15 protein-coding genes and 7 pseudogenes are annotated in these 20932 nt (G+C 64.9%); 13 read left to right on the top strand and 9 right to left on the bottom strand.

All coding sequences use genetic code 11. The features are described 5' to 3' along the window. Window positions 1-3 precede the first annotated feature (3 nt). Window positions 4-753, bottom strand: a complete 750-nt coding sequence (locus AC3IYI_RS40765) for a transposase (protein ID WP_489412098.1) — start codon at window positions 751-753, stop codon at window positions 4-6. 132 nt (window positions 754-885) lie between these two features. On the opposite strand from AC3IYI_RS40765, the pseudogene AC3IYI_RS40760 reads away from it, so the two are divergent. Together AC3IYI_RS40760 and AC3IYI_RS40755 are read left to right on the top strand one after the other, a co-directional pair. After that, window positions 886-1137: pseudogene (locus AC3IYI_RS40760) on the top strand (IS701 family transposase); the annotation flags it as partial. Window positions 1138-1305: 168 nt separating this feature from the next. Then, a complete protein-coding gene (locus AC3IYI_RS40755) occupies window positions 1306-2835 on the top strand; it encodes a multicopper oxidase family protein (RefSeq protein WP_489412097.1) in 1530 nt (509 codons plus the stop codon). Between the two features lie 161 nt (window positions 2836-2996). On the opposite strand, the pseudogene AC3IYI_RS40750 reads toward AC3IYI_RS40755, so the two are convergent. Continuing rightward, window positions 2997-4063 (bottom strand): annotated as a pseudogene (locus AC3IYI_RS40750) (transposase). A 238-nt stretch (window positions 4064-4301) separates the two neighbouring features. Here AC3IYI_RS40750 and AC3IYI_RS40745 point away from each other — a divergent pair. The 6 genes and pseudogenes from AC3IYI_RS40745 to AC3IYI_RS40720 all read left to right on the top strand — a co-directional run. Next, window positions 4302-4634: pseudogene (locus AC3IYI_RS40745) on the top strand (DUF4158 domain-containing protein); the annotation flags it as partial. Beyond that, window positions 4538-4855, top strand: a pseudogene (locus AC3IYI_RS40740) (DUF4158 domain-containing protein); the annotation flags it as partial. The pseudogenes AC3IYI_RS40745 and AC3IYI_RS40740, both read left to right, overlap by 97 nt. 230 nt (window positions 4856-5085) lie before the next feature. After that, the gene (locus AC3IYI_RS40735) at window positions 5086-5958 is read left to right on the top strand and encodes a hypothetical protein (protein WP_489412096.1); all 873 of its coding nucleotides are present in this window, start codon (window positions 5086-5088) and stop codon (window positions 5956-5958) included. Next, window positions 5922-7466 carry a transposase gene (locus AC3IYI_RS40730; RefSeq protein ID WP_489412095.1) on the top strand — a complete coding sequence of 515 codons (1545 nt, stop codon included), beginning with the start codon at window positions 5922-5924 and terminating at the stop codon, window positions 7464-7466. The genes AC3IYI_RS40735 and AC3IYI_RS40730 overlap by 37 nt, the downstream gene beginning before the upstream one ends. A gap of 1429 nt (window positions 7467-8895) precedes the next feature. Then, complete coding sequence (locus AC3IYI_RS40725) at window positions 8896-9909, top strand: adenosine deaminase (RefSeq protein WP_489412094.1); 1014 nt, start codon at window positions 8896-8898, stop codon at window positions 9907-9909. A 523-nt stretch (window positions 9910-10432) separates the two neighbouring features. Beyond that, entirely contained in the window at window positions 10433-11872 is a 1440-nt protein-coding gene (locus AC3IYI_RS40720) for an amino acid permease (RefSeq protein ID WP_489412093.1), read from the top strand. Window positions 11873-11881: 9 nt separating this feature from the next. Here AC3IYI_RS40720 and AC3IYI_RS40715 read toward each other — a convergent pair. Both AC3IYI_RS40715 and AC3IYI_RS40710 read right to left on the bottom strand, forming a co-directional pair. Next, window positions 11882-12690, bottom strand: a protein-coding gene (locus AC3IYI_RS40715) for an IS5 family transposase (RefSeq protein WP_489412092.1) whose coding sequence is annotated in 2 segments (ribosomal slippage) — window positions 11882-12342 and window positions 12342-12690 — 810 coding nt in all. Because the reading frame shifts where the segments join, the coding sequence is not laid out codon by codon here. A 131-nt stretch (window positions 12691-12821) separates the two neighbouring features. Next, window positions 12822-12974: pseudogene (locus tag AC3IYI_RS40710) on the bottom strand (IS630 family transposase); the annotation flags it as partial. Between the two features lie 140 nt (window positions 12975-13114). Between AC3IYI_RS40710 and AC3IYI_RS40705 the strand changes: the two are divergent. From AC3IYI_RS40705 to AC3IYI_RS40690, 4 genes and pseudogenes are all read left to right on the top strand, one after another. After that, complete coding sequence (locus AC3IYI_RS40705; RefSeq protein ID WP_489412091.1) at window positions 13115-14551, top strand: amino acid permease; 1437 nt, start codon at window positions 13115-13117, stop codon at window positions 14549-14551. A 206-nt stretch (window positions 14552-14757) separates the two neighbouring features. Beyond that, window positions 14758-15507, top strand: coding sequence for a transposase (locus AC3IYI_RS40700; protein WP_489412090.1), 750 nt, complete (start codon window positions 14758-14760; stop codon window positions 15505-15507). A gap of 227 nt (window positions 15508-15734) precedes the next feature. Next, window positions 15735-15830 (top strand): annotated as a pseudogene (locus tag AC3IYI_RS40695) (MarR family winged helix-turn-helix transcriptional regulator); the annotation flags it as partial. Between the two features lie 207 nt (window positions 15831-16037). Next, window positions 16038-16266, top strand: a pseudogene (locus AC3IYI_RS40690) (IS701 family transposase); the annotation flags it as partial. A 94-nt stretch (window positions 16267-16360) separates the two neighbouring features. On the opposite strand, the gene AC3IYI_RS40685 reads toward AC3IYI_RS40690, so the two are convergent. Continuing rightward, window positions 16361-17233: an IS3 family transposase gene (locus tag AC3IYI_RS40685; protein WP_489412021.1), complete on the bottom strand. Its 873-nt coding sequence runs from the start codon at window positions 17231-17233 to the stop codon at window positions 16361-16363. After that, window positions 17230-17529 carry a transposase gene (locus tag AC3IYI_RS40680; protein ID WP_489412022.1) on the bottom strand — a complete coding sequence of 100 codons (300 nt, stop codon included), beginning with the start codon at window positions 17527-17529 and terminating at the stop codon, window positions 17230-17232. Before AC3IYI_RS40680 ends, AC3IYI_RS40685 begins: the two co-directional genes overlap by 4 nt. Here AC3IYI_RS40680 and AC3IYI_RS40675 point away from each other — a divergent pair. Beyond that, complete coding sequence (locus AC3IYI_RS40675) at window positions 17528-18262, top strand: IS3 family transposase (RefSeq protein ID WP_489412089.1); 735 nt, start codon at window positions 17528-17530, stop codon at window positions 18260-18262. The genes AC3IYI_RS40680 and AC3IYI_RS40675 overlap by 2 nt on opposite strands. Before the next feature lie 21 nt (window positions 18263-18283). Here AC3IYI_RS40675 and AC3IYI_RS40670 read toward each other — a convergent pair whose 3' ends face one another. The 3 genes from AC3IYI_RS40670 to AC3IYI_RS40660 all read right to left on the bottom strand — a co-directional run bounded on the left by AC3IYI_RS40670 (window position 18284) and on the right by AC3IYI_RS40660 (window position 20882). Then, window positions 18284-18451, bottom strand: a complete 168-nt coding sequence (locus tag AC3IYI_RS40670) for a hypothetical protein (RefSeq protein ID WP_489412282.1) — start codon at window positions 18449-18451, stop codon at window positions 18284-18286. A gap of 408 nt (window positions 18452-18859) precedes the next feature. Further along, window positions 18860-20065 carry a serine hydroxymethyltransferase gene (gene glyA, locus AC3IYI_RS40665; protein ID WP_489412088.1) on the bottom strand — a complete coding sequence of 402 codons (1206 nt, stop codon included), beginning with the start codon at window positions 20063-20065 and terminating at the stop codon, window positions 18860-18862. Between the two features lie 67 nt (window positions 20066-20132). Then, window positions 20133-20882: a transposase gene (locus AC3IYI_RS40660; protein ID WP_489412087.1), complete on the bottom strand. Its 750-nt coding sequence runs from the start codon at window positions 20880-20882 to the stop codon at window positions 20133-20135. Window positions 20883-20932 lie beyond the last annotated feature (50 nt).

The following is a 20932-nucleotide window of genomic DNA, read 5'->3' as shown; positions in this document are numbered from 1 at the left end:
TTTTCAGCGGTGCCCCTCCAGGGTGAGGATGGCTTTGGTGATTGACGTGAGTTTGTTCGGGCTGGTTCGGGTTTTGCGGAGGATGCGCCAGGTCTTGATCCGGGCGATGGCTCTCTCGACGGGCCACCGGAGTCGGGAGTGTGCCCGGTTGACGGACTTCTGTTTGACGGTGAGGTCTTTGCCGGGTCGCCGGCGGTGTGGGACGGCGACGATGTCGCCGGCTCCCTGGTAGGCCTTGTCCGCCAGGACGGGGATGCCGAGGCGGATGCATGTGGCGATGATCCGGTGCCGACGGGCCGCGGTGAGATCGTGGATCCGGCCCGCGAGAGCGGGTGAGATCCAGACCAGGGCTCCGTCTGGCACGGTGATGACCTGCATGTTTACCCCGTGGCGGCGGTGTTTGCCCGAGTAGTCGGCGCGGCCGTCACCAACCCGGTCGCACTCGGCGAGGGTCCCGTCCAGCAGGACATACCGGGCGTCCGCCGTTCTCAAAGCCGCGGTCAGGCCCGGCGCCCGGCCTGCCAGGAGCGCCACAACGCCGTGAACGTAGGCGTGGGTGGTACCCACGCTGATCCCGAAACCCGCCGCGATCTGAGTCAGGGTGTCGTTCTTCTTCAGGTACACCAGTGCGGCCAGGGCCCGCTCGGAGGGCGGCAGCTTGCACCGGCGGTCACCCTCCCGGGTGACGATCAGCATCGTCACCCACTCCACGAGGGCATGCGGAACATCGAGTACGGCACGACAGGGAACCAACAGAGCCCCCAGGCTGAAGAGTTGAGCATCGATACCTTGCTCAACAGCCCGGGGGCTCTGCCCGTTTCACCACCACCTCGTCACCCGATCAGTGGCCAAGTTGAAAATGCTCAGTGGCCAAGTTGAAAATGCTCACTGTTCTCCCTGATCGCCGCCGCCGTCCTCGCCCTCACGGCCGCAGCCGTCCATGAAGACTCCGAGCCGCAGCCTGGACTTGTCCCGCTGACCTGTCCCGAGCTCATCCGTCTCCTGCGGGCCCTCGTGCTACCCCCGCCAGCCCGCGACCGTGACCACGTCCTGCACTGGATCGCTTTCAGACGCCATCACCAGGCCGTCGCAACCGCCTGCCACCAGCAACGACACCACCGTCACGACCAGCCATGATCACGAACTACAGCTGCCGTGTCAGCGCCTTCTCGTCTCTCCACCCTGCCCCCGCCCTCCTGGTCCAAAAAATCATCTTGAAACCTGGTGGCGCCTTTCTGTGCTCCCGCTAAATTCTGAAAGAATTGAACTTCGTGCCCCCTGGAAGAGAATGCGATGGAGCAGCCCGTGACCATTAACAGAAGATCCTTTATGGCCGCCGGAATCAGCGTCGCCGGCGTCACTTTTTTGGGTGGATGTCAGGCAGAAAATAAGAGTGTAGAGAAATCAGCTTCAACTCCTCCCGGGGTTGAACTGGTAAACCCCGATGGGCCTCAGGTCAACGAGGTCGACAAGAAGCGCAGACGGAATGGCCAAATCTACGAGTTCCCAATCTCAGCCACGGTCGGCCCGGTCGACTTGGGCGGACTGATCGTTTCCGCATGGAGCTACGAAGGGAAAGTCCCCGGACGAGAAATGCGGCTGAAGACAGGTGATACGGTTCGCGCTCGAATCGCAAATAACCTTCCGCAGCCGACCACAATCCACTGGCATGGTCTCGCAATTCGGAACAATATGGATGGAGTGCCGGATGTAACTCAGAAGGCCATCCCGGCTGGCAGTTCTTTCTCTTATGATTACGTGACTGAGGTGCCGGGGACTTACTACTACCACCCTCATGTGGGTCTGCAGTTTGCGCATGGACTATATGGCCCTCTCGTCGTTGAGGATCCGCAAGAGCCGCTGTCGTACGACGACGAATGGGTCGTGGTTCTGGACGACTGGCTTGAAGGTGTGCAAGGACTTACCCTCGAGAAAGTATTCTCGGCGCTTAAGAATGGGGATCGCAGCGACCCCTCAGGCTCACCCGTTGAGCAGGTAATCATGCCAAAGGGGGCGGCGAGTCGCCTTCTGGGAGGGGACCCTGGAGATGTCAAATATCCCTATTACCTAATTAACGGAAGGATTCCTTCAAGCCCAGCAACTTTCACATCCAAGCCTGGCATCAAGGTTAGGCTAAGGATCATTAACGCTGGCGCCGACACTGCCTTTCGTGTCGCGCTGGGTGGCCACAGGATGACTGTTACACATACCGATGGAAACCCTATTGAGCACGTCGAAACAGATTCGGTACTGATGGGCATGGGGGAGCGGTATGACGCACTTGTCACTCTGAAGGACGGCGTATTTCCACTCGTTGCGATTGCAGAAGGAAAGAATGCCTCTGCCTTTGCTCTCATCCGTACAGGGGGTGGATCCTCGCCCTCACCGTCTGTGCGCCCGGCAGAACTCTCCGGAGAGGTTGTGGGCGGTTCGCGAACGAATATTCTGCGGGCAGCAGGCAATATCAGCCTCGAATCTCGGAAAATTGATCAAGACATCCCGATCTCTCTAACAGGAGCGATGGGTACATACACCTGGGGACTTGATGGAAAGATTTACGACCCCAGTGTTCCGCTATCAGTGATGACCGAGGGCCAGCGGGTGAGGATTTCCTACACCAATAAGACCATGATGTGGCATCCTATGCATTTCCATGGTCATTCCTTTTCGGTAGGAGGTCCCGGTGGCCCCCTGAAGGATACGGTTATGGTTCTCCCGGGGCAGACGGTGAAATGTGAATTCGATACCGACAACCCTGGACGGTGGGTGACTCACTGCCACAATGCGTATCATGAGGATGCGGGAATGATTGGTGTCCTCGCTTATCGCGCTTAGCCTCGATCTTTCGTGACGGTCCGTCGGTTCTCCCGGCGGGCCGTTTCCGTATCGAATGATGGTTGCGGGCAGGCTGGTGGCCCGGCTGTCGCGTCGGGTGGGCGCCGGGTTCCACGGCTCCGGTCGGGGTGGTGATGCTCGCAGGGGCGGGAACGCGCTGGTCAGCCGGGGTTCGGGAGGGCTTCGAGCCTTGCCAGGGCATCGGTGATCACGTCGGTCCAGGGCCAGTGGCGTGCGAACCGCAGGTGCCGGCGGCGGGCGGTCGTGACGATCTGGGCTGCGGCGGAGAACAGCCGGAGCCGGAGGCGACGGGGCTCCCACCTGCGGGTTTTGCCGGTGAGAGCGAGCATGGGCATCCAGGCCAGCAGGTCGAGGGCGGTCTGGACGATCTCCAACCAGATCTGGTTCTGCGCGGTGTCGTGCAGTGGCAGGTTGCGCAGGCCGGTCGCGCGGGCGTTTCGGATGCGGTCCTCGGCGCGTGCCCGCTGGCGGTGCCGCAGTTCGAGTGCGGCGATCGGAACGCCAGTGGTGTTGGTGACGAACGAATCAGCGTCTGGCGTCCACGCCGGTACTTCTTCGGCAGCTGGGCCAGGGCGAGTTGGGTCGTGGTGATGTGGTCGGCAGCGGTGTTGCTGCCCGCGTTGCCCGGCCTGAGCAGGCCGGCCACCGGCTCCCCGCTCCCACCGCTTCCGTGATCGACGAAGGCCATCAGAGGATGGTGTCCGAAGGTCTTCTTCCAGGTCGCGGTGGCGTCCTGCTTCTCGGAGTGCGCCAGCACGAGCACCCCGTCCAGGTCCACGATCACCTGCCCTGAGGCATCCGGGGCCGCGTTCTTGGCCACGTTCCAGACGCGTTCGCGCGCTTCGGCCCGCGCGGCCCGTATCGCGTGAAGGGCCTTCGGCCCAGCCGTGGCGGGGGTGTTGATGAGGCGGGAGACCGTCGGGTCGGAGGCCACCGGCCCGAACACGCCGGGCTCGGCCCGCAGCATCCCGACATCCGCGAGGCAGTCCCCGCCCAGCGCGACCGCGAGAGCCACGTCCAGCAGGATCTTGCCCGGATCGTGCACCGCCCGCAGACGTCGCCACGGCGCAAGCGCCGTCGATACCGACTGGTCCAGCCCGGCCTTCCGGACGGTCTCGACCAGCAGCACCGCCCCAGCCTGGGACACCACCCCGTGGCCACCGCCCTCGATGCGGACGCGTGGATAGGACCCGATACGCTTCTTCACCTGGGAAGTGCCTCCGACGGCGGCAGGAACAAGGACCTCGACAATCCTCATTCTTGCTGGTCAGAGGCACTTTTCGCTTACCTGACCACCCGCCGGACAGCCCGCTTCATGAAAGCGCGAGGCTAGGCCACGCCTTGGTCGACCGCGAGCTCTACCTGGGGGCTGGAGGAGATACGTACGAGACCCGCCACTTGTTAACTGAGGGTTACGGGCAATCACGGTTCGTGCCGGGTGTGCTGTGGCGGTCCGTAATGATGGAGATGTCGCGTTGCGGGTAGTGTGTGTTGCTGATCATGTGATTGGCGGTGTGGTTGTGGCGTCGGTTGAGCGGACGGCGTATCCGAGGTTCAAGCGGATCATCTCCGAACGTGAACTGGCGCAGTTCTTCACTCCGGATGAGGCCGAGGTGGCTTGGGCGAGGGGGCGCACGCATGAGCGTCCGGAGCGCATGCTCATGCTCCTCGTGTTGCTGAAGTGCTGTGCGCGGCTGGGCTATTTCCCCGGCCTGACGGATATTCCGGGGACTGTTGTCGACAGGGTCCGCGAGACGGTCGAGGTCCCGCCGGTACGTCTGTGGGCTTCCCGGCGGGCAGGTCGGCCGAGCGCTATCGCTCCTGGATCCGGGAGTACCTGGGGCTGGCGCATGATCCGGTCCGGGCTCGGGAGATCGCCATGGCCGCGATGGAGGAGGCCGCGCCGGTTCGCGCTTCGGGGGTGGACCTGGTCAACGTCGCGTTGGAGGAGCTGGTCCGCGCGGGGCTGGAGCTGCCGGGGTTCTCCACCCTGGACCGGATGGCGGGCTCGGTCCGGACACGGGTGGAGAGCGAGATCTGTGCCCGTATTGCTCAGCGGGTGGGCCCTGCCCGGTCCCGGCTGGCGGGGTTGTTGGTGGTGCAGGACGGTGAGCGTCGCAGCCCCTTCGATGTGGTCAAGGAGCCGGGCGGCGGGCGACGTGGTCGAGGTTCCGGCAGCACGGTGAGCGCGTTGACCTGGTCGACGGTTTCGGTGATGCCGGGGGCTGGGTGGAGGATGTCGTTGCTGCCAAGGTCAGTGCGTTCGCGGAGCAGGCCCGGGTGCTGTCGGTCGGCGAGATGCTGGATGTGGCCGAGCCGCGCAGGACCGCGCTGCTCGCGTGCGTGGTGGCGAAGGCCAGGGCTCGGGTGCGTGATGAGTTCGTGGTGATGCTGTCGAAGCGGATGGCGCGGCATGCCAAGCGGGCTCAGGAGGAGCTGGCAGACCTGGAGCAGCGTCACAAAGCGTCCACCGAGCAGCTGCTGGTCGCCTACAAAGACGTGCTGACGGTACTGAAGGAACATGCTCCCGGCGAGCGCGCCGGACAGAACGGGCAGGGGAGCCTGGACGAGGCACTCGCTGTGAAGCGTGTCCGTGAGGTGGTGGAGGGCAGCGGCGGGTTCGATGCCCAGCTCGCGGAGATCGAGGCCCTATCCGCCTACCGGGGCGGGAACTGGACGCCGCTGGTGGAACGGTTCTTCCGTCCGGACCGGCCGACGATGTTCAAACTCGCCCAGAGCCTGACCTTCGTGCCCACCTCCCGGGACCGCAGTGTGCTGGACGCCGTGGAGCACGCGGTTGCCCACCGGCACCTGACCCGTGACCTCATCCCCGACACACCCCTGGCCCCCACGGCGGAGACAGACGACGGGGATCCCGCGCCGCAGCAGGTCCTGGACCTGTCGTTCGCCTCGCAGCAGTGGCGCACGACGGTGTATGCGAAGGACCGGCGGGGGATGCTGGTGCGCCGGCATTTCGAGGCCATGGTCTTCACCTACCTCGTCGAGGAACTGCGCTGCGGTGACATCGCAGTGGCCGGGGCCGAGGACTCGGCGACTGGACCACGATGCTGCTGCCCTGGGACCAGGTGGAGCCCCGGGTAGCGGAGTTCTGCGAGCAGACAGGCATCCCGAGTACCGCCGACGGGTTCGTGGACAATCTCAAGCAGCGGCTCACACAGGTCGCCGAGGAGGTGGACGCCGGCTACCCAGACAACGCCGACCTGACGATCGACCCAGCAACGGGGGTGCCCTCTCTCAAGCAGCGCACCGGCCGCGAGCGCACCGCCTCCGCGGCCGCGCTGGAGGCCGAACTGGACCAGCGGCTGCCGGTACGCGGCATCCTGGACCACCTGGCCCGGGCGGCGCACTGGACCGGCTGGTGGCACCGCCTCGGACCCCTCTCCGGGTCGGACCCTAAACTGAAGAATCCGCTGGCCCGCTACGTGGTCACCGCGTTCACCTACGGCTCCGGCCTCGGCGCCACCCAGGCCGCCCGGCATATGAACACGGTCACCGCGCACGAGCTGGCCGCGATCGCCAAACGCCACTGCAGCGCCAAGGGCCTGGCCCGGGCGGGCGCCGACATCGTCGATGCCCACCTCGACCTGGACCTGGTACGGGCATGGGGCGACGGCTCGGTGGCGGCCGTGGACGGCACGATGATGGACGCCGCGGTCGACAACCTCCTCGCCGAGACCTCGATCCGCTACGGCGGATACGGAGGAATCGCCCACCATCTGGTCGCCGACACCTACGTCGCGCTCTTCTCCAGATTCGTGCCCTGCGGCGTCTGGGAAGCTGTCTACCTTATCGACTCCCTCCTGCAGACCCCCTCGGCGGCCAAGCCGGAGCAGGTCCACGCCGATACGCAAGGCCAGTCGTTCCCGGTCTTCGGACTCGCACATTTGCTGGGAATCGATCTTCTGCCCAGGATCCGCAACTTCCAGGACCTCACGTTCCACCGCCCCGACCCCACCGTCCGTTACCGCCACATCGACCAGTTGTTCTCCACCGACCCCCGAACCGCCATCGACTGGGACCTCATACACCGTCACTGGCCCGACCTCATGCAGGTCGCGCTCTCCGTCAAACGGGGCACCGTCTCCTCCGTGACGCTCCTGCGACGTCTGAACAACCGGTCGAGGAAGAACCAGATCTACCAGGCCTTCCGCGAGGTCGGCCGCGCCGTCCGCACGATGGTGCTGCTGCGCTACCTGTCCGACCCGGCACTGCGGGAGCAGATCCAGAAGGCGACGAACAAGGCCGAGGCCTACAACGGCTTCACCAAGTGGCTCCACTTCGGCAACGCCGGCTGGCTGACCAGCCGCGACCCGGAACTGCAGGACAAGGCGGTCAAGTTCCTCGACCTCCTCGCCTCCAGCGTCATCTTCTCCACCACCATCGACATGACCAGCGCCCTCAGCCAGATGGCCCACGAAGGCTGGACCCTGAAGACGGGCGACCTCGCGGTGCTCAGCCCCTACAGGCGCGAGAACGTCCTGCGCTTCGGCGACTACACAACCGACCAGCTCCACATACCCCCGCACACCTACAACCCGGCTCTCCCCGCCGCCCTCGTGACAGAGACGACGGGAGACACCCGAGTTTGAGAGACCCACACATCAAGACGCTCTGCAGAGGATCACAACCTTGAGATACACCTTGCGCGAGTACAGCCCCGCTGACGAACCCTCCTGGCTGCGGTGCCGGGTGATGTCGTTCCTGGGCACCGCCTACTTCGACGACGTTGCCCGCTCCAAACCCGCCGTCGCACCACCAGGGCTGGAACTGGTTGCTGTCGACAGGACCGACACTGTCGTCGGGATCATCGACGTAAGCGTCGAGAACGGCCTGGGGACCGCGTTCTCCGTCCGCAGTCGGACCAGCTCCTACCCTCCGCGCATACTGCTGCCGCGGCCCTCGGACACGGCCTGCGTCTCGTGCCTGCGACCCACGTCCGCAGCGACTCCGAGGCGATACCGAGATCGGCGGTCACCGCCCGGTAGGTCCGCTTCCCGGCTGCGCCGCGGTGGAGCGCGACCACGTCCTTCCCACACTCCTCCGGATACGCAGACTTGCCTCCCACCTGGACACCCCTCCCTGGACCATCAAGATCCTTTGTCAGGGTGTCCACTTCAAAGGATCAGCCTCACAGGCCAGCCCCCTCCTGCGTTTGCCGAGGTAGGGAGATCAGAGGTGTTGTAGGAATTCTATAAATGTAGGGATTTCAGTTGCGCCTGGACCAACCGCTCTTGCGGTTATTCCTCAAGGGGTTCATCTTGGCTATATAGCCAAGCAATTGGAGTCAAGCTCACTGATCACAAAATATACCATGGCTAAGGATGACATATCAGGACTCCGAGGTGCCAGCTCAGAGCCTGCGGGCAGAAAGGCGGAATGCGGATTCACTGAATCGATATATAATCGCTAGTCTATAATCGTCGATGACATCGCTCCGATAACACCCGAGCTTATAACCAACATGTTTCGCCGCGGGCCCCGGCGCATGCCGTATGCGGAAGCGACAGCGTTCTGCACCAATTTTCGTTGCGTGGTCGATACCCGGATCAGCATCAGCCCATCGCGCGTGGCCGAGGCGAAGGTAGGCGAGCATAGCCAGCGGCGATCGATCCTGTTGCTTTGACGTCCACGCCCGCTGCCCGTCTCCACGATGCCAGTGCGGCACGCTGCCACTCGTGCCGCAACGCTCCGACCTTGGAGGCGAGTTCAGCAAAGTCAGACCCGCGATCCGATGGCTTTGGATGATCACTACTCGTACACGGTTCTCCACCACCAGGTCCTGATAACGATCACGTCCGACGTTCCACAGCTACCCACGCACGAGCTCGGTGAGGTCATGACAAAGCCGCATGCCTCGGAGCCAGGTGGGTCACCCGCAGTTGCATGGTGCGCAACTGGGCTACCTAATCGCTAAAACTTGAAGTTCACTCCTGCCCCAAGGTTGCGAGGTCGACCGTCGCCACCCAGTCACCATCTGCCTTTCTCGGTAGCTTATTCTCCAAGGACACGGATCTCAGTATGTTTGATTTCATCGCGGAGCTGCCGAAGGCCGAACTGCACGTTCACCACGTCGGCTCGGCCTCGCCCCGCGTCGTGGCCGAACTCGCCTCCCGGCACCCCGACTCCAAGGTCCCCACGGACCCCGAGGCCCTCGCCGACTACTTCACCTTCACCGACTTCGCGCACTTCATCGAGGTCTACCTCTCGGTCGTCGACCTGGTCCGCACCCCCGACGACGTGCGCGACCTCACCTTCGAGATCGCCCGCGACATGGCCCGGCAGAACATCCGCTACGCCGAGCTCACCATCACCCCGTACTCCTCCACCCGCCGCGGGATCGACGAGAAGGCCTTCATGGAGGCCATCGAGGACGCCCGCAAGGCCGCCGAGGCCGAGCTCGGCGTGATCCTGCGCTGGTGCTTCGACATCCCCGGTGAGGCCGGCGAGGAAGCCGCCTCGGAGACCGCCCGCCTCGCCCTGGACCTGCGCCCCGAGGGCCTGGTCTCCTTCGGCCTCGGCGGCCCGGAGGTCGGGGTGCCGCGCCCGCAGTTCAAGCCGTACTTCGACGCCGCCCGCGCCGCCGGACTGCACAGCGTGCCGCACGCCGGCGAGACCACCGGTCCCGAGACCATCTGGGACGCGATCCGCGAGCTGGGCGCCGAGCGCATCGGCCACGGCACCAGCGCCACCCGGGACCCGGAGCTGCTCGCCTACCTCGCCGAGCACCGCATCGCGCTGGAGGTCTGCCCCACCTCCAACATCGCCACCCGCGCCGTCGCCACCCTCGACGAGCACCCCCTCAAGGAGATGGTGGCGGCCGGCGTGCTCGTCACCATCAACAGCGACGACCCGCCGATGTTCGGCTCCGACCTCAACAACGAGTACGCGGTGGCCGCGCGGCTGCTCGACCTCGACGAGCGCGGACTCGCCCGGCTCGCGAAGAACGCCGTCGAGGCCTCCTTCCTCGACCCGGCCGGCAAGGCGAAGCTCACCGCCGAGATCGGCACGTACACCTCCGCCTGGCTCGCATGAGCGTCAACTGGCCGAGGGCGACCAAGCCGTGGGATCCGCGAGCTGGAGGAAGACGTGACATTCTCCGCAGGGCGGCCCGGCCTTTCGCCATGGAGACGGACTGGTGAACCTCTGCTAGTTCGCTGACGATCCTCAGCGCCAGTTCGGCGTCACGCGGTTGTGCTCGCTGCTGGGTATCGCCTGGTTGCCTTCGCCCCCGAAGCAACCCACCACCTGACCACAGGGGTGCCCGGGATTGGCCGAGAGCAGGATCGTCAGGTTCGGACCTCCTCATTGATCCGTGACCGCAAGATCTCCATGCTCATGACCAAGGTGTTCGCTCACCTCTGCTTCCAGAGCCCGTCCAGCACGGCCTGGCTCTGTCAGCAGTCCACAGTCACCGGCCGGGGCCGCCCCGGGCATCGACGCTGTCGAGCAGTCGCTCGGCTCGTGGCCGTTGTTCTTGAGCCAGTCCATCGTCCGGGACTTTGAGCCCTTGCCGAGGCTCGAAACCCAAGCGCCCCGACAACCTAAGGATCCGTTCATGAGCTCCACGACGACCCTTCAGAAGGAAGGCAGCCCCACCGGCAACCCCGGTGACGGCCAGCCCTCCGACGGCCTGAAGGCCGGTCTCAAGAACCGCCACCTGTCCATGATCGCCATCGGCGGTGTCATCGGCGCCGGGCTCTTCGTCGGCTCCGGCGGCGGTATCGCCAAGGCCGGTCCCGCCATCCTGATCTCCTACGCGCTGGTCGGCGCGATGGTCGTCTTCGTCATGCGGATGCTGGGCGAGATGGCCGCCGCCAGCCCGAACTCCGGCTCCTTCTCGGCCTACGCCGACCGGGCGCTCGGCCGCTGGGCCGGTTTCTCCATCGGCTGGCTGTACTGGTTCTTCTGGGTCGTCGTGCTCGCGGTGGAGGCCACCGCCGGCGCGGTGATCCTCGAAGGCTGGGTGCCGGCCGTCCCGCAGTGGGCCTGGGCGCTGATCGTGATGGCGGTGCTGACGGTCACCAACCTCGGCTCGGTCGCCTCGTACGGCGAGTTCGAGTTCTGGTTCGCCGGCATCAAGGTGGTCGCCATCGGCGGCTTCGTGATCGTCGGCATGCTGGCCGTCTTCGGCGTGCTGCCGGGCTCGGACAACCCGGGTGCGGGCTTCGCCCACCTCACCGATACGGGCGGCTTCATGCCGAACGGCTGGGGCTCGGTCCTCACTGGTGTGCTGATGGTCGTCTTCTCCTTCATGGGCAGCGAGATCGTCACGCTGGCCGCCGGCGAGTCCGAGGACCCGCGGCGCGCGGTCACCAAGGCCACCAACTCGGTGATCTGGCGGATCGGCGTCTTCTACTTGGGCTCGATCTTCATCGTGCTGACCCTGCTGCCGTGGAACGACGCGTCGATCGTGGAGAAGGGCTCGTACGTCGCCGCCCTGGACTCGATCGGCATCGCGCACGCCGGCCAGATCATGAACGTGATCGTCCTGACGGCCGTGCTGTCCTGCCTGAACTCGGGCCTGTACACCGCCTCCCGCATGGCCTTCTCGCTGGGCGAGCGCGGTGACGCGCCCAAGGCCCTCGCCAAGGTGAACAAGAGGGGCGTGCCGATGGCCGCCATCCTCGGCTCGGTCGTCTTCGGCTTCGCCGCCGTCTACTTCAACTACGCCTTCAAGGACACGGTCTTCAGCTTCCTGCTGAACGCCTCGGGTGCGATCGCGCTGTTCGTGTGGCTGGTCATCTGCCTGACCCAGCTGCGGATGCGCGGGATCCTCATGCGCGAGGCCCCGGAGAAGGTGACGGTGAAGATGTGGTTCTTCCCGTACCTGACCTGGGCCACCGCCGCGATGATCACCTTCGTCCTCGGTTACATGGTCTACGACAAGGACAACCGCGAGACCGTGCTGCTCTCGCTGCTGGTCGCAGCCGTGGTGCTGGCGATCGGCGTGGTCCGCGACATGCGCCGCAAGGCCGCCGCACGCGTCTCCGCATAAGACGTCATCTCATTTGGCCAGTCGGCGGTAGCAGATGAGGGTGCAGGCAAGGCTGGTGAAGGCGAGGAAGTGCTCGGCCTTGCGTTCGTAGCGGCGGTGGAGTCGTCGGCAGCCGGCGAGCCAGGACATGGTCCTTTCGATGACCCATCGGTGGCGGCCGAGCCGTTGTGAGGACTCGATGCCTCTGCGGGCGATGCGGTGTTTGATGCCGCGTCCGCGTAACCATCGTCGCAGGTGGGCGTAGTCGTAGCCCTTGTCCGCGTGGAGCTTGCCGGGCTTGCGTCGTCGGCGTCCGCGGCGTGAGCGGATGGGCGGTATGCCGCGGACGAGGGGCTCGAGGGCCTGGCTGTCGTGCAGGTTGGCGCCCGAGATTGCGACGGACAGGGGCAGACCGGTCCGCTCGGTGATCAAGTGGATCTTCGAGCCATACTTGCCCCGATCGACAGGATTCGGACCTGTCAGATCCCCCTTTTCAAGGCCCTCATGTTCACCGAGTCGATCGCGCAGCGGGACCAGTCGAGCTCGCCGCGGGCGCCGAGTTCGTCGAGGACCAGGCGGTGGAGCTTAGCCCACACGCGGGCCTTGCTCCACTCGGAGAACCGTCGGTGGGCTGTCGCCCCCGAAGGGCCGAACGATGCCGTGGGCAGCTGCTGCCAGGTGCAACCCGACGTCGCGACGAACACGATCGCGGCCAGTACTTCACGGTCACCGTGCCGGCGCCGTCCACCGCCTTGGGGCCGCGACGGCGCCTCCGGCACCACCCGCTGGAACAGCACCCACAACTCGTCCGGCACCAGCCGCTCAACGATCCCCACCATGAACGAGAGCCTACCCCGCGAGGACCAAATGAGATGGCTTCTAAGTGAGGTTCCCCTCCGGAAATCTCAGAGTTAAGTCTGTGGTTGGTTGTTGGTGTCGGGTGGGGTGATTTCGGTGAGGGACTTGAGGTCTCGTCAGCGGTCTTCGTCCAGGTGAAGGGTCTCGGGTTTTCGTTCCAGGCCCGGATGTCGTCTTCGAGGGCCTGGACGGAGGTGTGGACGCCGCGGCGGATGAGCTTATCGGTCAGCAGGCCGAACCACCGCTCGACCTGGTTGATCCCCGAGATGCTCTCCACCAGGTACCTGTGACCCCGATACGACGGTGGTACGGACGACTACACGAGCGCGCCCCCTCCCACACGGGCGACTAAAGTTCATCCCACCCGGACCGATAGAGGTCCACCCCACGAAGGCGAAGTCGTACATGACCGACCGCACCCTGACCGAGGCTCCGGCTGAGCCGTCCCCCCGTCACGTCGACGCCGGTGACGAGGGCTACAGCAAGGACCTCAAGTCACGCCACATCAACATGATCGCGATCGGCGGTGCGATAGGAACCGGCCTGTTCCTCGGGGCGGGCGGCCGCCTCGCCGGGGCAGGCCCCTCCCTCGCGATCGCGTACGCGGTGTGCGGTGTCTTCGCCTTCTTCGTCGTGCGGGCCCTGGGCGAGCTCGTGCTCTACCGCCCGTCCTCCGGGGCCTTCGTCTCCTACGCTCGCGAGTTCATGGGGGAGAAGGGGGCCTACACGGCCGGCTGGCTCTACTTCCTCAACTGGTCGACGACCACCGTCGCTGACATCACCGCCGCCGCGACCTACGTCCACTTCTGGTCGCTGTTCACCGACGTCCCCCAGTGGCTCCTCGCCTTCATCGCCCTCGCCGTCGTCCTCACCGCGAACCTGATCTCGGTGAAGTACTTCGGCGAGATGGAGTTCTGGTTCTCCCTAGTCAAGGTCGCCGCCCTGGTGATCTTCCTGATCGTCGGTATCTGGCTCGTCGCCACCAGCCACGAGATCGGTGGCCGCACCCCGGGCCTCTCCACGATCACCGAAAACGGCGGGATCTTCCCCGCCGGCGTGCTCCCGATGCTCCTGGTCATCCAGGGCGTGGTCTTCGCGTACGCCTCCGTCGAGCTGTGCGGAGTCGCCGCCGGCGAGACCGATAACCCCGAGAAGATCATGCCGAAGGCCATCAACTCGATTATGTGGCGCGTGGGCCTCTTCTACGTCGGCTCCGTGGTCCTGCTCGCGCTGCTGCTCCCGTACACGGAGTACTCCTCAGACCAGAGCCCCTTCGTCACCGTCTTCGACAAGCTCGGAGTCCCCGGCGCCGCCGGCATCATGAACCTGGTCGTCCTGACCGCCGCCCTCTCCTCGCTGAACTCCGGCCTCTACTCCACCGGCCGCATCCTGCGCTCGATGTCCCTGGCCGGCTCCGCCCCGAAGTTCACCGGCGTCATGAATAAGGGCAAGGTCCCCTACGGCGGCGTCCTCTTCACCGCCGCCTTCGGCATCGCGGGCGTCGGCCTGAACTACTTCATGGCGGAGGACGCCTTCGAGATCGTCCTCAACTTCGCCTCCCTCGGCATCCTCGGCACCTGGGCCGTGGTCATGCTCTGCTCCCTCCACTTCTGGCGCCGGGCACAGCAGGGCCGCGTCGAACGCCCCGCCTACCGGCTGCCCTGGGCCCCCTACACCCAGCTCCTCACGCTGGCCTTCCTCGTCACGGTCCTGATCCTGATGTGGTGCGACGGAGGCGTGGGCCGCACCACCGTCCTCTTCGTCCCCGTCATCGCCGCAGCCCTGGTCGGCGGCTGGTACTTGGTCCGCCGCAGGGTCGCCGAAGTCGCCGCGGCCCGGTGACGGGCCTGGTAAGAGGACTTCTGGTTCATGTAGTTCGTGGAGATTGTGAAGCGTTCCGACTTTCCTGCCGGTGGTTTGCTGGCCTGTGATCAGTGAGCATTTTCAACTTGGCCACTGCTCGGGTGACGAGGTGGTGGTGAAACGGGCAGAGCCCCCGGGCTGTTGAGCAAGGTATCGATGCTCAACTCTTCAGCCTGGGGGCTCTGTTGGTTCCCTATCGTGCCGTACTCGATGTTCCGCATGCCCTCGTGGAGTGGGTGACGATGCTGATCGTCACCCGGGAGGGTGACCGCCGGTGCAAGCTGCCGCCCTCCGAGCGGGCCCTGGCCGCACTGGTGTACCTGAAGAAGAACGACACCCTGACTCAGATCGCGGCGGGTTTCGGGATCAGCGTGGGTACCACCCACGCCTACGTTCACGGCGTTGTGGCGCTCCTGGCAGGCCGGGCGCCGGGCCTGACCGCGGCTTTGAGAACGGCGGACGCCCGGTATGTCCTGCTGGACGGGACCCTCGCCGAGTGCGACCGGGTTGGTGACGGCCGCGCCGACTACTCGGGCAAACACCGCCGCCACGGGGTAAACATGCAGGTCATCACCGCGCCGGACGGAGCCCTGGTCTGGATCTCACCCGCTCTCGCGGGCCGGATCCACGATCTCACCGCGGCCCGTCGGCACCGGATCATCGCCACATGCATCCGCCTCGGCATCCCCGTCCTGGCGGACAAGGCCTACCAGGGAGCCGGCGACATCGTCGCCGTCCCACACCGCCGGCGACCCGGCAAAGACCTCACCGTCAAACAGAAGTCCGTCAACCGGGCACACTCCCGACTCCGGTGGCCCGTCGAGAGAGCCATCGCCCGGATCAAGACCTGGCGCATCCTCCGCAAAGCCCGAACCAGCCCGAACAAACTCACGTCAATCACCAAAGCCATCCTCACCCTGGAGGGGCACCGCTGAAAAGGTTCAGTGAGCTTCTTCGAGTTGGCCACCGGATCGGATGATGGCACGGGCGGACGTTTTGGACGCTCTGGAGAAGGCCTCCGCCGGGGCGGAGGCGGCCCGTCAGAAGGGGGCGGGACAGCGGAACAGGACGGGCACAGCGACGTCGGTGATCCCGGCCGGGCCGAACGGCGGCGCGTCCATCGACGGCGCAAGCTCCGCTTGAGAGCAGCTCTTCTCGGGCGCTCACGAGGCGGACAGACCAGCAAGGCACCGTGATGACCTACCTGATCGACGAGCTCGTGGCGGCCGGGCTGGTCGAGCGCCGGCTCGACCCCGCCGACCGGCGCCGACGCAAGATCGTCGCGACCAGTCACGGCATCGACACCGTCCGGGAGCTGCAACGACGGGTACGAGAGGCGGAGGGCGGTCTCCTCTCCGCGATCGACGAGGACGACCGTGAGCTGTTCCGGGCCCTGCTACGACGAGTCGCTCGCAGCCTCGGCGACCCCGAGCCCTGCGACGCCGACACCGACCGCTGCGACGACGCCGTCCTCGCCCTCACGGCCGCAGCCGTCCATGAAGACTCCGAGCCGCAGCCTGGACTTGTCCCGCTGACCTGTCCCGAGCTCATCCGTCTCCTGCGGGCCCTCGTGCTACCCCCGCCAGCCCGCGACCGTGACCACGTCCTGCACTGGATCGCTTTCAGACGCCATCACCAGGCCGTCGCAACCGGCCTGCCACCAGCAACGACACCACCGTCACGACCAGCCATGATCACGAACTACAGCTGCCGTGTCAGATGTCCGTCAAAGCGGATCAAGCCCACAGTGAGCTTGTTCCGCTTTGACGGGCACCTTTGGTGTGGTGGTCAGGCCGCGAGAGCGGTCTCGTATTCAGCGGGACTGCGGTAGCCGAGGCTGCTGTGAAGCCGGTGCAAGTTGTACCAGCTCTCGATCCACTCGAATATCGCCGTGCGGGCAGCAGCCCGGCTCGGCCAGGGGTCGGTGTCGCCCAGCTCGTTCTTCAGGGTCGAGAAGAACGATTCCGCGAGCGCGTTGTCCCAGCATTGCCCAGTCCGTCCGACCGACAGGCGGATGCCGAACTCATCTGCCAGGACGGCGAGTTCACGGCTGGTGTATTGACAGCCTCGGTCGGAGTGGAAGATCACCGGACCGGATGGACGGCGAGTTCGGCAGGCGGTCCGCAGCGCGTCGGCGACGAGCTCGGTTCGCAGATGGTCGGCTGTCGCCCAGCCGACGACGCGGCGTGAGGCGATGTCGATCACGGTGGCCAGATAGAGCCAGCCCTCGCTCGTGGCGATATAGGTGATGTCCCCGCACCAGCGGGTGTCGAGGGCCGACAAATCGGGCTGGAAGTCACGAAGTACCAGGTCAGGCCGGGTGGACGCGTGTGGGTCGGGAATGGTGGTGCGGTGCCGGCGTCGTCGGTGCCTGCCGGTCAGACCGGCCTGTCGCATCAGGCGGGCCACCCGGCGGCGCCCGCAGCCGGCGCCTTCACGCTTCAGGACGGCGTGAACGCGCGGGGCCCCGTAGGTGCCGCGGGAACGCTGGTGAACAGCGGTGATCTGTTCGGTCAGCTCGGCGTCCCGCACCGCACGCGGGCCACGGGAGGCAATGCGTCGGGCGTAATAGGCGGTCCGGGAGACCTTGAGGAGTTCACACGTCCTTTTGACGTTGTGACCTGCGGTTTTCTCCGCCTCGATGAACGGGTGCACGTTCACCGGGTCTCCGTCGCGAAGAAAGCCGTCGCACGCTTGAGGATGTCGACGTCCTCGCGCAGCCGGCGGTTCTCCCGCCGCAGCGCGGCCAGTTCCTCACGTTCGCCGCTGGTCAGGCCGTCCCGTTCGCCGGCGTCGACCTCGGCCTGCCTCACCCAGCTCCGCACCGCGGTCTCGGTCAGCTCGAAATCCCTGGCGACCTGACCAACCGAGCGCGCGCCCCGCCGGCACAGCTCGACGATCTCCGCCTTGAACTCCGGCGTGAACGAGCGGCGAGGGCGCGGCTTCCTCTTCCCCATGCTCTCCATGATGAACATCATCCTTCCGGGGCCCAAGCCCCTGATCTCAGATGTCCGTCAAAGCGGATCAAGCCCACAGGTCAACGAGAAGCGGGTCGCCCGCGTCATGCGGACGTTCTCCATCACCGGCATCCGCCTGCGCAGACGCGTCCGCACCACCGTCCCAGACCCCTCAGCCTCACCGGTTCCTGATCTGTTCCAGCGGAACTTCACCGCCACCGGACCGGGTCGGAAATACATGGGCGACATCACCTATCTGCCGCTCGCGGGCGGGCAGTTCCTCTACCTCGCCACCGTGCTGGACTGCTTCAGCCGCAAAGTCGTCGGCTGGTCCATCGCCGGCCACATGCGCACCAGCCTGGTCACCGACGCACTGCAGATGGCCGCCTCGACCCGCGGCGGCCTGGATGGCGCCGTGTTCCACTCCGACCACGGGGCCCAATACGGTTCCCGGGCCTTCGCCGACCTCTGCGAACAGCTCGGGGTCACCCAATCCATGGGCGCGGTCGGCACCAGCGCCGACAGCGCGGCCTGCGAGAGCTTCCACGCGTCCCTGAAACGCGAGACCCTCCAAGACACCCGCGACTACGGCAACGCCGACGCCTGCCGCAGAACCGTCTTCGCCTGGCTGACCCGCTACAACACCCGCCGCCGGCACTCCGCCAACGGCTACCTCAGCCCCAACGAATACGAACGCCGACACCACGCCGCTAAACTCACGCTCGCCGCGTGATCAATAACCGCGTGCCCACCATCACGGGGGAAGGCCCACCGTCCGGGCGAGGTCGTGTTCGCGGCGGACGACCTCGTAGCCGCCTTCGTCCAGGACCGTGATCGAGGTGAACCAGGCCGGGTCGTCCTCGTCGGGCTGGATGACGGCGAGGTTTGTCCGAGTCGTTGTCGGCGTCGCGTCGATCCTCATCGCCCTGAAGACCGCAGGGCTGAAGATCGCGGCACGAACCTTGCGGCCTGGTGCGCCCCGGCAGTGGGCGTGAGCGGCCCCGCGGTCCGGACCGTGAGCGACGCCCTAGTTGAGGACGCCGTCCGCCAGCTGGCCTTCGCCACCAACGCCGCCGGGAAGCGTGTGCTGGCTTCCGAACGGTTCACTATGGCCGACGCAAGATGCTGGCCCTCCGCCACACCCGCGTTCCCGAGGCCGGGTCGGGGCCGTCGACCCACACCGAGGCCCTGTTTTACCTCTGGGTCGTCTCGCTCGAGTGCCACCAGAGCTTGGCGGCTTCCCAGATGTCGCACTATCGGTCGAGGTTCCAAACTGAGCCACAACATGGAATCCGCTCAGCTGCGGTCCCTCCTCTGGGATGCAGCACGGTCAAGCAGGATGACTTAGCAGGGCAGCAGTTACTTCCGCAGCCGCCTCGGCAGTAATACGCCGCGAGATGACATCGCAGATTAGATCGCCAATTTCTCGGAATTTATCGCCACCGAACCCCAATGCTGTAAGAAATGAAACACCCATGCGAATCCCGGAAGATTCGGTAATTTCGTATGGAATTCGGCAGCTGTCAAGGACAATTGCAGCCTCACTGCACCTGCTGCGGACCTGGGCGCCGGTAAGACCGAGAGGAGCTGTGTCCACAACCAGTTGATGCGTGTCCGTTCCTCCCGTGAAAACCTGGAGCCCTCTGCTTGAAATCGCTTCTGCAAGAATACTGCTATTTTCTACCAATTTATGCGCATAAATGGAAAAATCGCTAGAGGCCGCCTGCGAGAATGCGTAGGCTTTGGCCGCCACACTGTTCATGTGAGGTCCGCCCTGAATGAAAGGATAAACCGCCTGGTCGATACTTTGGGAGAGCCAACCCTTCGCGAGAATCAGGCCGCCACGTGGTCCGCGAAGACTTTTATGGGTGACGGCGCAAACAATATCCGCATAATATACAGGGTTTTCGGCTGCCTTTCCAGCAACAAGTCCGATAGTTTGGGATGCATCGACGACGAGATGCGATCCGACCTCATCGCAAATCTCACGAAAAACTCTGTAGTCGATCGATCTAGGATACGTTGTAGACCCACATACGATTGCTTGGGGCCTGTGTTTGTGTGCGAGATCGCGGACATTATCATAATCAATCATTCCTGTGCTGCGATCCACACCGTAATGGAAGAACTCGAAATAGCGCCCAGAGACGTTACCTGGATAACCGTGCGAGAAATGACCTCCGGCCGATAGAGACATAGCCAGTACAGTGTCTCCCGGATTTAGCAGGGAGGAATAAGATGCTAGCATTGCAGTCGTTCCCGAGTATGGTTGGACATTCGCATATTCGGCACCGAACAATTCCTTTGCGCGCAGGATAGCTAGTTCCTCAATTTGGTCGACGTATTCGCAGCCGTTGTGCATGCGCGCGCCGGGATAACCCTCTGCGTACTTGTTAACAAGCTGGCTGCCCAGCAGCTCTAGCACCCCCGGGTAGGTAAGGCTCTCCCCAGCCATAAGCTGGACCTTTTCTCGTTGGCGGACTTCCTCTGCCTGAACCAAAGGCCACAACTCAGTGTCTTGCGAAAGAATGGTCATGTCGTAAGTTTACCTCGTAGAGGGCGGCCGCGTCCGTCTACACGCTCATTAAAAACATTGAACCTTTTCAGCGGTGCCCCTCCAGGGTGAGGATGGCTTTGGTGATTGACGTGAGTTTGTTCGGGCTGGTTCGGGTTTTGCGGAGGATGCGCCAGGTCTTGATCCGGGCGATGGCTCTCTCGACGGGCCACCGGAGTCGGGAGTGTGCCCGGTTGACGGACTTCTGTTTGACGGTGAGGTCTTTGCCGGGTCGCCGGCGGTGTGGGACGGCGACGATGTCGCCGGCTCCCTGGTAGGCCTTGTCCGCCAGGACGGGGATGCCGAGGCGGATGCATGTGGCGATGATCCGGTGCCGACGGGCCGCGGTGAGATCGTGGATCCGGCCCGCGAGAGCGGGTGAGATCCAGACCAGGGCTCCGTCCGGCCTGGTGATGACCTGCATGTTTACCCCGTGGCGGCGGTGTTTGCCCGAGTAGTCGGCGCGGCCGTCACCAACCCGGTCGCACTCGGCGAGGGTCCCGTCCAGCAGGACATACCGGGCGTCCGCCGTTCTCAAAGCCGCGGTCAGGCCCGGCGCCCGGCCTGCCAGGAGCGCCACAACGCCGTGAACGTAGGCGTGGGTGGTACCCACGCTGATCCCGAAACCCGCCGCGATCTGAGTCAGGGTGTCGTTCTTCTTCAGGTACACCAGTGCGGCCAGGGCCCGCTCGGAGGGCGGCAGCTTGCACCGGCGGTCACCCTCCCGGGTGACGATCAGCATCGTCACCCACTCCACGAGGGCATGCGGAACATCGAGTACGGCACGATAGGGAACCAACAGAGCCCCCAGGCTGAAGAGTTGAGCGTCGATACCTTGCTCAACAGCCC

The organism is Streptomyces sp. GL_148, from assembly GCF_057834205.1.
The sequence above is the reverse complement of the archived record's forward strand: the minus strand, read 5'-3'. Positions and strand labels throughout refer to the sequence as shown.